General features: G+C 66.2%; 11 protein-coding genes. 7 read left to right on the forward strand and 4 right to left on the reverse strand.

Annotated features, from left to right (window positions below):
• The first annotated feature begins 35 nt into the window (after positions 1-35).
• Both ACVZTU_RS14975 and ACVZTU_RS14980 read left to right on the forward strand, forming a co-directional pair.
• Entirely contained in the window at positions 36-1625 is a 1590-nt protein-coding gene (locus ACVZTU_RS14975) for an alpha,alpha-trehalose-phosphate synthase (UDP-forming) (RefSeq protein WP_482400744.1), read from the forward strand.
• Positions 1626-1635: 10 nt separating this feature from the next.
• Positions 1636-2613 (forward strand): trehalose-phosphatase, encoded by a 978-nt coding sequence (locus ACVZTU_RS14980; protein WP_482400745.1) that lies wholly within the window; start codon positions 1636-1638, stop codon positions 2611-2613.
• 143 nt (positions 2614-2756) lie between these two features.
• On the opposite strand, the gene ACVZTU_RS14985 is transcribed toward ACVZTU_RS14980, so the two are convergent.
• A complete protein-coding gene (locus ACVZTU_RS14985) occupies positions 2757-3842 on the reverse strand; it encodes a substrate-binding domain-containing protein (RefSeq protein ID WP_482400746.1) in 1086 nt (361 codons plus the stop codon).
• A complete protein-coding gene (locus ACVZTU_RS14990) occupies positions 3839-4822 on the reverse strand; it encodes a LacI family DNA-binding transcriptional regulator (RefSeq protein ID WP_139468135.1) in 984 nt (327 codons plus the stop codon). The genes ACVZTU_RS14985 and ACVZTU_RS14990 overlap by 4 nt, the downstream gene beginning before the upstream one ends.
• A gap of 191 nt (positions 4823-5013) precedes the next feature.
• On the opposite strand from ACVZTU_RS14990, the gene ACVZTU_RS14995 reads away from it, so the two are divergent.
• The 4 genes from ACVZTU_RS14995 (at position 5014) to ACVZTU_RS15010 (ending at position 9691) form a co-directional block, all read left to right on the forward strand.
• Positions 5014-5721, forward strand: a complete 708-nt coding sequence (locus ACVZTU_RS14995; RefSeq protein ID WP_229663984.1) for an ABC transporter ATP-binding protein — start codon at positions 5014-5016, stop codon at positions 5719-5721.
• Positions 5722-5724: 3 nt separating this feature from the next.
• The gene (locus ACVZTU_RS15000) at positions 5725-7071 is read left to right on the forward strand and encodes a DUF4032 domain-containing protein (protein WP_482400747.1); all 1347 of its coding nucleotides are present in this window, start codon (positions 5725-5727) and stop codon (positions 7069-7071) included.
• A gap of 147 nt (positions 7072-7218) precedes the next feature.
• Positions 7219-8106: an SDR family NAD(P)-dependent oxidoreductase gene (locus ACVZTU_RS15005; protein WP_482400748.1), complete on the forward strand. Its 888-nt coding sequence runs from the start codon at positions 7219-7221 to the stop codon at positions 8104-8106.
• Between the two features lie 85 nt (positions 8107-8191).
• Positions 8192-9691, forward strand: coding sequence for an amino acid permease (locus ACVZTU_RS15010; protein ID WP_482400749.1), 1500 nt, complete (start codon positions 8192-8194; stop codon positions 9689-9691).
• 68 nt (positions 9692-9759) lie between these two features.
• Here the strand turns inward: ACVZTU_RS15010 and rlmB are convergent, their stop codons facing one another.
• Together rlmB and cysS are read right to left on the reverse strand one after the other, a co-directional pair.
• The gene (rlmB, locus tag ACVZTU_RS15015) at positions 9760-10698 is read right to left on the reverse strand and encodes a 23S rRNA (guanosine(2251)-2'-O)-methyltransferase RlmB (RefSeq protein WP_139468133.1); all 939 of its coding nucleotides are present in this window, start codon (positions 10696-10698) and stop codon (positions 9760-9762) included.
• Positions 10699-10758: 60 nt separating this feature from the next.
• On the reverse strand, positions 10759-12210 hold the full coding sequence (gene cysS, locus ACVZTU_RS15020) for a cysteine--tRNA ligase (RefSeq protein ID WP_434591551.1): 1452 nt from the start codon (positions 12208-12210) through the stop codon (positions 10759-10761).
• A 247-nt stretch (positions 12211-12457) separates the two neighbouring features.
• Here cysS and ACVZTU_RS15025 point away from each other — a divergent pair, with 247 nt between their 5' ends.
• A complete protein-coding gene (locus ACVZTU_RS15025; protein WP_482400750.1) occupies positions 12458-14020 on the forward strand; it encodes a sodium-dependent transporter in 1563 nt (520 codons plus the stop codon).
• Position 14021 lies beyond the last annotated feature (1 nt).

Consider the following 14021-nt stretch of genomic DNA (forward strand, 5'->3'; position numbering starts at 1 on the left):
GTTCATTCCAAGGACCGACACAGGAGGAGGCGCAGATGAGCACCGTCGACTCTGCCGAGCCCAGCACCGAGATCCCCTACGGCGACAGCGATTTCGTCGTCGTGGCCAACCGCCTGCCCGTTGACCGCGATCCCGACGACGAGAATCGCGGATGGCGCACCTCACCTGGGGGTTTGGTCACTGCAGTGGCTCCCGTGATGAAGGCCCAGGAGGGGGCGTGGATCGGGTGGACGGGCGTCGCCGACGAGGATTTCGAACCCTTCACCATCGACGGCATGCACCTGACCCCGGTGACTCTGACAAGCGAGGATGTCCTCAGGTACTACGAAGGGTTTTCCAACGCCACACTGTGGCCGCTCTATCACGATGTCATCGTCCCGCCCGAGTACCACCGCACGTGGTGGGATGCGTATGTGCGGGTCAATGAGCGCTTCGCGGCCAAGGTCGCCGAGGTGGCTGCGCAGTCCGCGACCGTGTGGGTTCACGATTATCAGCTCCAGTTGGTTCCGCAGATGGTCCGACGCCTGCGCCCTGACCTCGCGATCGGGTTCTTCAACCACATTCCCTTCCCGCCCTACGAGCTCTTCGCTCAGCTGCCGTGGCGCGACGAGATCCTCCGCGGCCTCCTCGGCGCCGACCTCATCGGGTTCCAACGGCCGGCGGACGCAGCGAACTTCCGCCGTGCCGTCCGCGGGCGTCTGGGATACGCGACGAAGGGGTCGACCGTCTCGGTCCCGCCGGGTGACTTCCTCCCGGCCCACCTCGTCCGCGCCGAGCCGTTCCCGATCTCGATCGACACCCCTTATCTCGAGGAGCTCGCCCGCGATCCGAAGATCCTCGAGCGGGCGAAGCAGATCCGCGAGGAGGTCGGCAATCCTCGGGTGGTCATGCTCGGCGTCGATCGGATGGACTATACGAAGGGCATCCGCCACCGGCTCAAGGCGTTCGGGGAGCTGCTCGCCGAGGGCCGACTCGATGTCGAGGATGTCGTGCTCATTCAGATCGCGACCCCGTCGCGGGAACGCCTCGAGCAGTACAAGATCATCCGCCACGACGTCGAACTGGCTGTCGGGCGGATCAACGGCGAGCAGGTCGATGTCGGATCGATTCCCGTGCGCTACCTCCACCATTCCTATCCGCGCGATGAGATGACAGCGTTCTTCCTCGCCGCCGATGTCATGCTTGTGACCGCTCTGCGTGATGGGATGAACCTCGTTGCCAAGGAATATGTGGCGTGCCGAAGGCGAGACGACGGAGCCCTGGTGCTCTCCGAATTCACCGGGGCTGCCGAACAGCTCAAGGGCGCGGTGATGGTCAATCCCCACGACATCGCCGACCTCAAGGCGGGCATCCTCGAAGCCGTGCAGATGGATGAGAGGACCCGCACGCGTCGGATGAAGCAGATGCGCAAGCGGGTCGCAACGGACACCGTGAGCCGGTGGTCGAAGAACTTCCTCGCCGAACTCGAGCACATCAAGGACAATCCCGAGGTCATCGTCCCCGAACGGCCCGTGGTGCAGAAGAACCGCACCGCACCGCCGCCGGATGTGCCGGCTGCCCCGTCCGATCGCGCCGACAGACCCGATGATGCCGAGTGGACAGACGATATCTCCACCGCCCGCTAGGAGACGAACAGTGACATCGAAGCCGACCGTGCTCGGTCCTGCCCCCTCCGCCACCGCCGAGGTGACCCTGCGTGATCTCGCCACCGCCGATTCGCTGCTGCTGGCCTTGGATTTCGATGGGGTGCTCGCACCTCTTCAGGACGACCCGTCGACATCCCGGATGGTCCCCGAATCGGCCTCGGCCATCGCGGCGCTTGCCGGTCTGCCGCGCACTCGGGTGGCACTGGTGTCCGGACGCGATATCGCCACCCTGCGACGCCTGTCCGAGGCGCCGGACTCGGCGTGGCTGATCGGTTCGCACGGCGCAGAGGCCGAGCTCGGCACCGACGCTGATCGCAATCCCGACACCGCAATGGGCCGGTCCCCCGAGCTCGCTCCGGCCGAGGCAGCGATGCTCGCCGCCATCGACGCACACCTCGACGCGTTCGAACACACTCTTCCGGGCGCTGATGAACGCCCCGGTTCGGCCGCGGCGACCACAGGTGCGGCCGCGACGACGGGTTCGGCCGCAACGATTGACGCGAGCGACTCAGGCCATGCCGACGGCCCCTCGGATTTCCTCATCGAGCGCAAACCCTATTCGCGGACGGTCCACACTCGCGGACTCGCCCCCGAGGCCGCCGCGGCCCTCCATGAACACGCCCTCGACGTGGTCGAGGAGTTCCCGGACATCCGTGTCATCGAAGGCCACGACATCACCGAACTCGCCGTCAAACAGGCGACGAAAGGCGACGGCATCGGGCTGCTCGCCCGTGCCGGCGAACCGACGGCAATGGGCTACCTCGGCGACGATGTCACCGATGAGGACGCCTTCGCGGCCCTCGACGAACTCACGGACTCCGGCGCTCTGAACGCTGGTCTCACCGTCAAAGTCGGGTCCGCCCCGACTCGCGCTTCATGGCGGATCGCCGATCCTGCAGCCGTGGCCGAACTGCTCGGCCGCCTCGTTGCCGAACGCACGGAATTCCTCCGCACCGTCCACGACTGAGGTCGAGCCGCCTCGCCGAGGATGATCCGGTTCGCGACCGGCATCGGACCACCTCGGCGCGCTCCGGTCGGTCCGACTCACCGTTCGGATCCACGTCACGGCAGGACCGCCTCGGCGAGGATGATTGCGATCGAAACCCGAGATCAGCGGCGCTGCGGGGGCACGGCGCTGGCCCGGAGGACGAGATCCGGGTCGACCGTGTAGTCGACATGTACGCGCGCGTCACCGGCGGCGATCATCTCGCGGATCTCGTCGATCGCCGACTGCGCCACGGTCGCCCAGTCGTAGACGACCTGCGACAAGGGCGGTTGGACGACATCGGCGTCGGGGACGTCGCCGACCGTGAGCAGGGACAGGTCCCTGGGAACGTCGAGTCGCAGCCGTTGGGCGGCCTCGAGCATGCCGAAGGACAGGGACGGGGCGCAGGCGATGACAGCGGTGCAGCGCAGGTCGAGCAGCTCCTCGGCGGCTGCGACTCCGGCCATGGCTCCGCCGGCAGCCTCGACGACGGGGGCCTGATCACGGGTGGCGGGAATGTGGAGGATCCCTGCCATCGATCTGCGGAAGCCGGCGATGCGGGCCGGGGCAGCCGAATCGCGCAGCACGGCGAGCCCGATGCGTTTGTGGCCGAGGTGGACCAGGTGGGCCACGGCGGTCTCGATTCCGCCGGTCGCGTCGAGGTAGATGCGCGAGATCCCATCGTCGTGGCGGGCATTCGAAATGCGGATGAGCGGCAGCCCACGTTCGGCGAGCATCCCCGCAAGCACACCAGCGGCACCGCCGCCGACGACGACGGCTCCGGAGATCGTGGGCCCGCCGTGTTCACTGCCGAGGATCGTCTCGAGGAGGGCCTCATTGCGTTCGGCGATGGCCTCGATGTGGACGACGGCGATGCCGAGTCCGAACATCCGGTTCGTCAGGATCTCCGCAAGCCGCGAATACGGGTCCACGTTGCCTGCTGACACTGCGGGTTTGATGAGCGCGATGAGCGACGAGCCGGCACCCGATCCAGCCCCAGCACCGGATCCTTCCCGTGTGCCGGATTCGGCGTACGGGGTCTGGCCGGCAGCGCCGAGGATCGCCAGAGCCTGCCGCACCTTCGCCGACGAGGCGGCCGACACCGATTCGGGATCGCGCAGAGCTCGTGAGGCGGTGGCTTTCGAGACTCCGGCAGTACCGGCGATCTCGGCGAGACGGACGTGCCGGTGCTCGGGCAGATGTTCGCTCATTGACGGGCCGCCGTCGTCGAAGTTCGGGCGACGAGTCGAGGACGGAACACCGGAGGCACCGAAGGCAGACCCGTCGTCGAGATCCGCAGGGTCTGCAGCGTCGCATCGATGAGGGCATTCGACAGCCCCTCGACGTCGAGGCCGAGCACCGTGGCCGGCGGGCCCGTGAACTTCATCGTCGGGGAATCGCCGAATCCGACGACCGACATGTCCCGCGGCACCTGCAGATGCCGGTTCCGCAGACCGTGGAGGGCTCCGTGCAGCTGCAGCGCGGACTGGACGATCACCGCTGTGCAGGTCGCATCCTTGAGTTCGAGCACCGCACGCGATCCGCCGGAGAACGACTTCGGCACCCGTGAGATCCAGTCCTCGAGGTTGAGCCCGAGATTTCTGGCCGGATGTTCGGCGAGGAAGCGGCGGATGAGCTGGACGGCCAGTTCACCGCTGTCGTTGCAGATCAGCCCGATGCGCCGGTGTCCGATCGCCCGCAGATGTTCGAAGGCCGTGGTCATCCCACCGCCGAGGTCGAGGCGCGCGGCGATGACCTCCGTACCGGCTTCGGAGACCTCCTCGGTGGCGGACTGTTCGGCGACGCGGATGCAGGGGATCTCCGTATTCAGACTCGTCATCGTCGTGGTCACCAGGGCCACTGCGCCCGCCTCGATTGCGGTCTGCAGCGGTTCCGGGTCGGTTTCGACGAGCGGGCGGGTGACGAGGAGATCATGATCCTGCAGGGCCTTGGCCACGCGGGTGCAGACCTGGACCTGCCAATGTTCGGGATTGCCTGGAGCGCTGACGGCCACGAGCCGCCTCGGCGCATCATGGAGCAGGGTCGAGCGCGAATAGCCGAGCTCGCTCATCGCCTCCAGCACCTTCGCCCGGGTCGACTCGGCGACGGCACCGCGGCGACCGAGCACCCGGGAGACCGTGGCCAGAGAGACTCCGGCCCTGGCGGCGACCTCGTCCAACGTGACCTTCATACGAGTCAGTCTACTTTCGCGCCGCGGTATGCGTCGGCGCACAGCCATCGTGCTGAGAATCACTCTACGCTTTGTCGAATTCACAGAGCACCCCAATCATCCACCCCTTAGGATGAGAGTGACTGAGCATCCCTGCCGGGTCACCGACGACCAGCTGCTCACGGAGTTATTCAGAAGTTTTAGGAGGACTTATGTCAACGGTGTCGTTGAATGGCCTCAGTCATGTCTACGAGAACACGACGTCCGAATCCGTCCACCCGTTCAATCTCTTCGTCGATGACGGAGAGTTCCTCGTCCTCTACGGACCCAGCGGGTCGGGCAAGTCGACGATCCTGCGAATGCTGCACGGACTTGAGACCCCGAAGTCCGGCACGATCCTCATCGACGGCGCGGATATCACCCACGCCGCCGTCAACGACCGCGATGTCACCCTGGCCCTGGAGAGCTACGCGCTCTACCCGCATATGAGCGTGCGCGACAATCTCGGCTTTGCGCTGCGCGTCGACGGCCTGCCCGCCGACGAGATCACCGAACGCGTCGAATCCGTGATGGACAAGATCGGGCTGAGCGACATCCTCGATTCGGTTCCCGGTGACCTCACCCAGCTGCAGCGCCAGACCGTGGCCCTGGCGCGTGCCGTGGTGCGCCGACCCAAGGTGCTCATCATGGACGAGCCCGTGGTCAATCTCGTCCCCGAGCAGCAGGCTGAGACCCTTGCTCTCATCAAGCAGCTGCAGCAGGAATTCGGGCTGACGACGATCTACGCCACTTCCGATCTCGAGGATGCGAAGGTCCTCGGCGACCGGATCGCCTTCCTCGATCGCGGACGGCTCATCGGCGTGGAGACACCCGACCTCGCCGAGGCGCTCGTGGCCTCGGTGTCCGACACGGACTCCTGAGCCGTGCCGGGAACCCTGCCCCCGCCGGACCCGTCAGCACAGGCCTCACCGTCGGCGACGACGCCGATCGACGCAACCGCATCGGTCGACGCAGCCGCATCGGTCGGGACCGCCGTTCCCGCACCGGAGATCCACACTGTCCGGAACGCCGATCATGCGGCCCTGGCCGAGCTCCCCTGGCACCTGCCCCTGGCCGAGTGGCCGGAGAAGCTCCTCGGCGGTCTGCCCCGCGGAATCTCCCGCCACATAGTGCGCTATGTCGAGATCGGAGACGAAGTCCTCGCGATCAAGGAGACCGACGATGCGCAGGCCACGCGTGAGTTCGACATCCTCGGCGCGCTCGGCAACCTCGACGTCCCCCTCGTCGAAGCCCGCGCCGTCGTCGGAAAGCGCAGGACCGCATCGGGCCAGGCACTCAAGGGCGCTCTCATCACCGCCTATCTCGAATTCTCGCTGCCCTACCGCGCGCTGTTCTCCCGGGACCTGGCCGAGGACACCGGCGGCCGCCTCGTCGACGCTCTGGCTGTTCTGCTCGTCCGCCTCCACCTCGTCGGCTTCTACTGGGGAGACGTGTCGCTGTCGAACACGCTCTTCCGCCGCGACGCTGATGCCTATGCCGCCTATGTCGTCGACGCCGAGACCGGCGAGCTGCACGACCAGCTCTCCGACGGACAGCGGAACTTGGACCTGCGGATCGCGCGGATGAACATCGCCGGGGACTTCCTCGACCTGCAGGCCGCGGGACTCGTCGCTCCCGAGACCGATCCGCTGGCGGCCGGTGAACGGCTCTGCGAGTCGTACAACGCGCTGTGGGCGGAGCTGACCCGGGTCGAGGAATTCAGCGTCAACGAACGCTGGCGCATCGACGAACGCATCCGCCGCCTCAACGACCTGGGCTTCGACCTCGGCGAACTGACCGTGACGACGGATCTCGACGGCATCAGCCTCCTCGTATCCCCGAAGGTCGTCGAACCCAACCACCACTCACGGCGTCTGCTGCGCCTGACCGGGATCGGCGCGAACGAGAACCAGGCCCGAGCGATGCTCAACGACCTCGATTCGTTCCGTTCGGCTCCCGAGATCGCCGAATTCGACGAACTCGACGAATCCCAAGCCGCCCGCCGCTGGCTCGACGAGGTGTACAAACCCCTCATCCAGGCGATCCCGGAGAACCTCACCCGCAAGCTCGAACCCGGGCAGATCTTCTACGAATTCGCCGAGCACCGCCGCACCATGGCGCGCGCCCGTCAGCGCGACATCCCCACGATGGAGGCCATCGCCTACTTCATCGTCGACTACCTGGCGAACCTCCCCGACGAGATCCGCTACGTCGACAGCAAGAAATTCTGACCCCCTCCCCGAGGCGGTCCTGACCTAAGCCGATGTTCCACAAGGTGAAACGGGGACGGCGGGGCCGCCTCGGCGGGCATACCTTTGAAGTCCACGGAGCGACACCGGTGTCGCTCCGGAACCGAACCCCGCCCGGAAGGATTCCCGATGTCGACGAACGAGCCGATGCCCACGAACGAGAACAACCCGTCGATCCCGTCCCTGTTCGACCTCAGCGGCCGCACGGCCGTCGTCGTCGGGGCCGGCTCCGGACTGGGGCAGGCCAGCGCGATCGGGCTCGCCGATGCGGGGGCGCACGTCGTCGCCGCCGACCTCAACCTCACCGGCGCCGAGGAGACCGCCGCCCTCATCGCCGCTCGCAGGAGCGGGTCGGCCGCCCACTCATCGGCGCAGGGTTCGGAGTCGGACGGATCGGCTGCACCGGGAGCGGACGGAACGGCCACGGCTGCAGCCGTTGACATCACGGACACGGCCTCCGTCGATGCCCTCGTGGACGCCTGGGCCGATGCCGAGATCCTCGTCATCACACCGGGAGCGAACGTGCGCAAACGCCTCGTCGACACCACCGATGACGAGTTCGACCGGGTCATCGACATCAACCTCAAGGGCACGTACCGGCTGATGCGCGGTTTCGGCCGTGAGATGGGTGAGCGGGGTCGCGGATCGATCGTCACCTACGCCTCATTCCGGGCGCTGGCCATCGAACCCGGCCAGGGAATCTATGCGGCAGCGAAAGCCGGTGTCGTCCAACTGACGAAGACGATGGCCAGCGAGCTCGGAGGCAAGGGCGTGCGCGTCAATGCGATCCTGCCCGGCCCGTTCGACACGCCCCTGACGCAGCAGATCAAGGCCGACGGCAAGTGGTGGGACGCGTATGCGGACAAGACCGCCCTGGGCCGCTGGGGTCGCCTGCACGAGATCGCCGGGCCCGTTCTGTTCCTCGCCTCGGACGCCTCGAGCTATGTCACCGGGCACTCGCAGCTCGTCGACGGCGGCTGGATGGCGCAGGACGGCCGGTTCACCCCCGACGTGTGAGATCCGCGACGCTGCGGGGCGGAGTGACCAGTGACCGCGCGGGGAACCGGCGAGACAATATTCATGATTATGCAAGAATATTCAGATGACCGTTTCGCACACTCCGCCCACCCCTCCGGCGCACACTCCCACAGGAGTGCTGCGGCAGCTGGGGCGACGTAAGTCGATCAGCGCCATGACCGCCGAGGCCCACACCGATGCGCAGTCCGCGCAGCAGGGTGGACTGCGGCGGACCTTCGGCGTCTTCCAGCTGACGATGATCAGCGTCGGCGCCACCTTGGGCACGGGAATCCTCGTCATCCTCGGCGAGGCCGTGCCTGTGGCCGGACCCGCTGTGTGGCTCGCCTTCGTTCTCGCCGGAATCACCGCGCTGCTGTCGGCGGTCAGCTATGCCGAGATGGCCGGAATGGTGCCGGTGTCCGGGTCGAGCTACTCGTATTCCTACGCCACCCTGGGTGAGGGCGTCGCCTGGGTCTGCGGCTGGTGCCTCGTCCTCGAATACGCGGTCTCGGTCGCGGCGGTCGCCGTCGGCGCCGCCGACTACGTCAACGAGACCCTGCGCGTCTTCGGCCTCGAGCTGCCCGCGTCCCTGACCACAGGGCCGGGCCTGGCCGAGTATCCGGACGGAGTCATCAACGTCTCGGCCCTCATCGTCGTGGCCTTGGCGACCGTGCTGCTGATGCGCGGCGCCCGCGAATCCGGTGTCGTCAACACGATTCTCGTGTTCGTCAAGATCGGCATCCTCGTCTTCTTCGCCATCGTCGCGTTCACCGCGTTCAAGGCCGGCAACTTCGCGCCGATGCTGCCGATGGGTGCCGCCGGAGTCACTGCGGCCGCATCCAGCGTGTTCTTCTCCTATATCGGCTTCGATGCCGCGTCCACGGCCGGTGAGGAAGCGAAGAATCCGCGCCGGGATCTGCCGCGGGCGATCATCTTCTCGATGCTCATCGTCACCTCGATGTACGTCCTCGTCGCCGTCACAGCGATCGGTGCACGGCAGTGGCAGTGGTTCGACGGCGCTCACGCCCCGCTGGTCCAGATCGTCGAGGAGATCACCGGGTCGAATATCGCGGTGCTGCTCTTCGCGGTGGCCGCGGTGCTCGCGATCTTCTCCGTCGTCATCACCGTGCTCTACGGTCAGTCGCGGATCCTGCTGACGATGGCCAGGGACGGAATGGTGCCGAAGATCTTCGGCCGCGTCTCCCAGCGCACCGGTACCCCGTTGGTCGGCACTCTCATCGTCGGCGGCCTCGTGGCCATCACGGCGGCGTTCATTCCGCTCGGCGAACTCGCCGACGCCACGAGCATCGGCACCCTGTTCGCGTTCTGCCTCGTCAACATCGCCGTCATCTACCTGCGGTTCAAACGCCCCGACCTCGAGCGCTCATTCAAGGTTCCGTTCGGGCCGGTCGTGCCCGCGCTGGGAGCCGTGGCGTGTGCGTTCCTCATGGTCAACCTCGGCGGGCGGACATGGATCGTCTTCGGAGCGTGGATGGCCGTCGGCGCGATCGTCTACTTCACCTACAGCCGCCGCCACTCAAGAGTCGGGGCATTGGACGAGCAGACCTACCGCACCTCCCTCTAATTGCTACCTGACGGCGGCCCAGCAACCTCGCGCGAGGTTGCTGGGCCGCCGTCAGGTAGTAAGAGGGGTCAGGGGCGGCGGGCTCTTGCCACCTCGTAGAGGGACACGGCAGCGGCGATGCCCGCATTGAGCGACTCGGTGGTCGCGGCGATCGGGATCGACACGATCTGATCGCACTTCTCCGCGATGAGCCGCGACAGCCCCTTGCCTTCGGAACCGACGACGATGCACAGCGGGTCGCGGGTGAAGGTCAGCTCGGGCAGCTCGACGTCACCGTCCATGTCGAGGCCGACGACGAAGACGTTCTGCTTCTTCAGCTCGTCGATCGCCCTGGCCAGGTTGACCACCTGTGCCACGCGGATGCGCGATGCGGCGCCGGCCGAGGTCTTCCAGGCCGCGGCCGTCATCGAGGCGGCGCGACGTTCGGGGATGATCACTCCGTGACCGCCGAAGGCCGCCGTCGACCGAACGATGGCACCGAGGTTGCGCGGATCCGTGATCCCGTCGAGGGCCACGAGCAGCGGCGTTTCGGCGCGTTCAGCCGCGAACTCGAGCAGATCGGAGGGATCGGCGTAGTCGTAGGGCGGGACCTGCAGGGCGATGCCCTGGTGGATCGCGTCATCGGTGAGCCGGTCGAGGTCGGGCTTGCTCGCTTCGAGCATCGAGATGCCGCGCTGAGTCGCGAGAGTGATGGACTCGCGGACCCGATCGTCGGAGTCGATGCGCCCGGAGACGTACATCGCGGTGGCCGGAACGCCCTCGCGCAGAGCTTCGAGGACCGAATTGCGCCCGGCGACCATATTCGGTCCGAGTTCCTTCTTCTTCCGCTTCGCCTGCGCCGAGGCGTTCGAGCTCTTGCGCTGCTGCGCGGCCTTGTGCGCCTTATGGTAGACGCGGTCCTCGGCTTTCGGCGTCGGTCCCTTGCCGCGCAGGCCGCGCTTGTTCTTACCGCCCGACCCCTTGGTCGGACCCTTCTTCGAACCGCCGGAGCGGGGATTGGAAGCCATCTGATTCCTTCAAATACGTTGGGGCCGCGAGCTCGTGCCCGTGGCCGAAATTCGTCGCCCTCAGCCCTCGCCGAGGTGGTAGCGGTAGCCGTCGGCCGTATCCTCGATGACGACGCCGGCCGCGGCCAGTTCGTCCCGCAGAGCATCCGCGGTGGCGAAGTCCTTCTCCGCCTTCGCCTCGGCCCGTCGCTCGGCCATGGCGGCCACGAGGGAGTCGAGCGCCGACTCCGCCTTGGCATCGGCCGCCGAACCGGCCCAGACCGCAGCGCTGGGATTGACACCGAGGATGTCGAGCATGAGCTCCACCTCGGCGACGATCCGCGTCAGGCCCTCCCGGTTACCGCCGGAGTCGAGGAGCTTCGCCCCTTCGCTCACAGAGGCGAAGACCACGGACAGGGCACGAGGCACACCGAGGTCGTCGTCGAGGGCGGCGGCGAATTCGGCGGGCACGTCGACGCTGCGTGAACCGTAGGCGTCGCTGACGTCCGGCAACGCCGGCCCGTCCGCGCCGAGCGTCTGGCGGGCGCGCTGGAGGAAGTTCTGCAGCCGTTCGAGCGAGGCCGCTGAGCGTTCCATCGCCTCGTTCGAGAAGTCGAGGATAGACCGGTAGCTGGCGCCGGTGAGGAAGTAGCGCACGGCCAGCGGGCTGAACGTGTCGAACAGGTCGGAGGCGAAGACCGAATTGCCCAGAGACTTCGACATCTTGTCCCCGCCCACGTTGAGCAGGCCGGAATGCATCCAGATGTTCGCGAACTGGTCCCCGGCGGCACGGGACTGCGCCAGCTCGTTCTCATGGTGCGGGAAACGCAGGTCGAGTCCGCCCCCGTGGATGTCGAAGTTCGACCCCAGGTACTTCGTCGACATGGCCGAGCACTCGATGTGCCAACCCGGTCGGCCCCGACCCCACGGTGAGGGCCAGGAGGCGGTGATCGGTTCGGAGTCCTTGTGGGCCTTCCACAGGGCGAAGTCCCGGGCGTCCTTCTTCCCGCGCAGCTCAGCGCCCTCCGACAGTTCCATGTCGTCGAGTCTCTGGTTCGTCAGTGCCCCGTAGTCGCTCCACGAGGCGGCGTCGAAGTAGACATCGGCGCTGCCGTCGAGCGCGGGGTAGGCATGACCGGCTTCGATGAGGCGGGAGATGAGTTCGATCATCTCCGTGATGTGCCCGGTCGCGCGCGGTTCGCTGCTCGGCGGCAGAACATCGAGCGCGTCGTAGGCTGCGGTGAAGGCGCGTTCGTACTTGTACGCGTGAGCGAACCACTCCCGCCCCTCTTCGACGGACTTCGACAGGATCTTGTCGTCGATGTCGGTGACGTTGCGGATCACGGTCACCCGGTAGCCGCTGTAGAGCAGCCAGCGGCGCAGCGTGTCGAACACCGAGGCCGACCGCAGGTGGCCGATGTGCGGCTCGCCCTGCACCGTGGCGCCACAGACGTAGATACCGACCTGACCGTCGTTGACGGGGCGCAGTTCTTCGGTCGTGCGGCTGGCGGTGTTATAGAGCGAGATAGTCACGCCCACAAGTCTACCGGGCCTGGCTGATTTCCCCGTTTCCCGATATTCGATACACGACTGTTACGCGGCTCACGTGATGCGTGGCACATCACTCAGCAAGTTCCCAGTAAAGTGGACGCAAGAAATGAAGACCGAGGCGAGAGACCTTCTCGCATAGCGGACTTCGAACGAGCCCGACCGTCTCACAGACGAGACTGCGTGGGCTGACTCGGTCACGAATCCCCGGGACCGCCACAGAAAGGACACCATGTCTCTCAAGACATCACCCCAGAGGGAGGTCTTCGCCACCCGCGGCGCGTTCATCTTCGCTGCCATCGGTTCGGCCGTCGGCCTCGGCAACATCTGGCGCTTCCCCTATGTCACCTACGACAACGGCGGCGGCGCCTTCATCATCCCCTACCTCGTCGCACTCCTGACAGCGGGCATCCCGCTGCTGTTCTTCGACTACGCCATGGGGCACCGTTCACGCGGCTCGGCCCCGCTCTCGTTCCGCATGGCATCGAAGGTCGCCGAACCCATCGGCTGGTTCCAGACCGGAGTCGCCTTCGTCATCGGCATCTACTACGCAGCCATCATCGGCTGGGCCGGCTGCTACATGTTCTTCTCCCTCAACCAGGCCTGGGGAGACGATGCGGCCACCTTCTTCCAGTCCGACTTCCTCAACCTCTCCGACCCGGGAATCTCGATGGAGTTCGTGCCCGCGGTGCTCATCCCGATCATCATCGTCTGGATCATCACCCTGGGCATTCTGCTTCTGGGTGTGCAGAACGGCATCGCCGGATTCTCGAAGATCTTCATTCCGCTGCTGGTGATCCTGTTCCTCGCACTCGTCGTCAGGGCACTGTTCCTGCCCGGCGCAGCCGAGGGCCTCAACGCCCTCTTCACGCCCGACTTCGCAGCTCTGACTGATCCGAATGTGTGGATTGCGGCCTACGGGCAGATCTTCTTCTCACTGTCCATCGGCTTCGGCATCATGATCACCTACGCCTCGTACTTGAAGAAGAAGACGAACCTCACCGGCTCCGGCCTCGTCGTCGGCTTCTCGAACTCCGCGTTCGAGATCCTCGCCGGCGTCGGTGTCTTCGCCGCTCTCGGATTCATGGCAGCAGCACAGGGCACTCAGGTCTCCGAGGTCGCGGACTCCGGCATCGGCCTGGCGTTCATGGCCTTCCCCACACTCATCTCCGAGATGCCCGGCGGCGGACTGTTCGGCTTCGCGTTCTTCGCCTGCCTCGTCTTCGCCGGCCTGACCTCGCTCGTCTCGATCGTCCAAGTGCCGATCCAGGCGCTGCGTGAGAAGTTCAGGTTGGGGAACAAGGCATCGATCATCCTGGTCGGCGGTGTGATGGCAATCATCTCGATCCTGCTCCTGCCCACCGTCACCGGACTCTACGTGCTCGACACGATCGATGCCTGGGCCAACAACATCGGCATCGTCGGCGGCGCCGTCGTCGGCCTCATTGTGATCGGATGGGCGCTGCGGAAGCTGCCGGTCCTGCGCGATCACCTCAACGCGATCTCGAGCTTCAAGGTCGGCTGGTTCTGGATGATCATCCTCGGCGGAGTGACCACGCTGGTGCTCGCCTATATGCTCATCCATCAGATCATCACCTACGCCACCGAGGGATACGAGGACTACCCGACCCTGATCACCGGGGTTATGGGCTGGGGCATGATCGGCCTGCTCGTCGTGGCAGCGATCGTCCTCACGCTCATCAAGTGGCCGAAGCAGACGATCGACGAGGCGGAGGCGGCGATCGCCGATTCCGCAGCCGAAGAGAATTTCCGCAACGAAACCAAGGGAGCCTGAA

This window comes from Brevibacterium sp. OS20 (genome assembly GCF_056837565.1).

Coding starts and splice junctions, on each gene's coding strand:
- ACVZTU_RS15025 (WP_482400750.1), top strand. CDS start 12,458: ATGTCTCTCAAGACATCACCCCAGAGGGAGGTCTTCGCCACCCGCGGC.
- ACVZTU_RS14985 (WP_482400746.1), bottom strand. CDS start 3,842: ATGAGCGAACATCTGCCCGAGCACCGGCACGTCCGTCTCGCCGAGATC.
- ACVZTU_RS14995 (WP_229663984.1), top strand. CDS start 5,014: ATGTCAACGGTGTCGTTGAATGGCCTCAGTCATGTCTACGAGAACACG.
- ACVZTU_RS14990 (WP_139468135.1), bottom strand. CDS start 4,822: ATGAAGGTCACGTTGGACGAGGTCGCCGCCAGGGCCGGAGTCTCTCTG.
- ACVZTU_RS14975 (WP_482400744.1), top strand. CDS start 36: ATGAGCACCGTCGACTCTGCCGAGCCCAGCACCGAGATCCCCTACGGC.
- ACVZTU_RS15005 (WP_482400748.1), top strand. CDS start 7,219: ATGTCGACGAACGAGCCGATGCCCACGAACGAGAACAACCCGTCGATC.
- ACVZTU_RS15010 (WP_482400749.1), top strand. CDS start 8,192: ATGACCGTTTCGCACACTCCGCCCACCCCTCCGGCGCACACTCCCACA.
- rlmB (WP_139468133.1), bottom strand. CDS start 10,698: ATGGCTTCCAATCCCCGCTCCGGCGGTTCGAAGAAGGGTCCGACCAAG.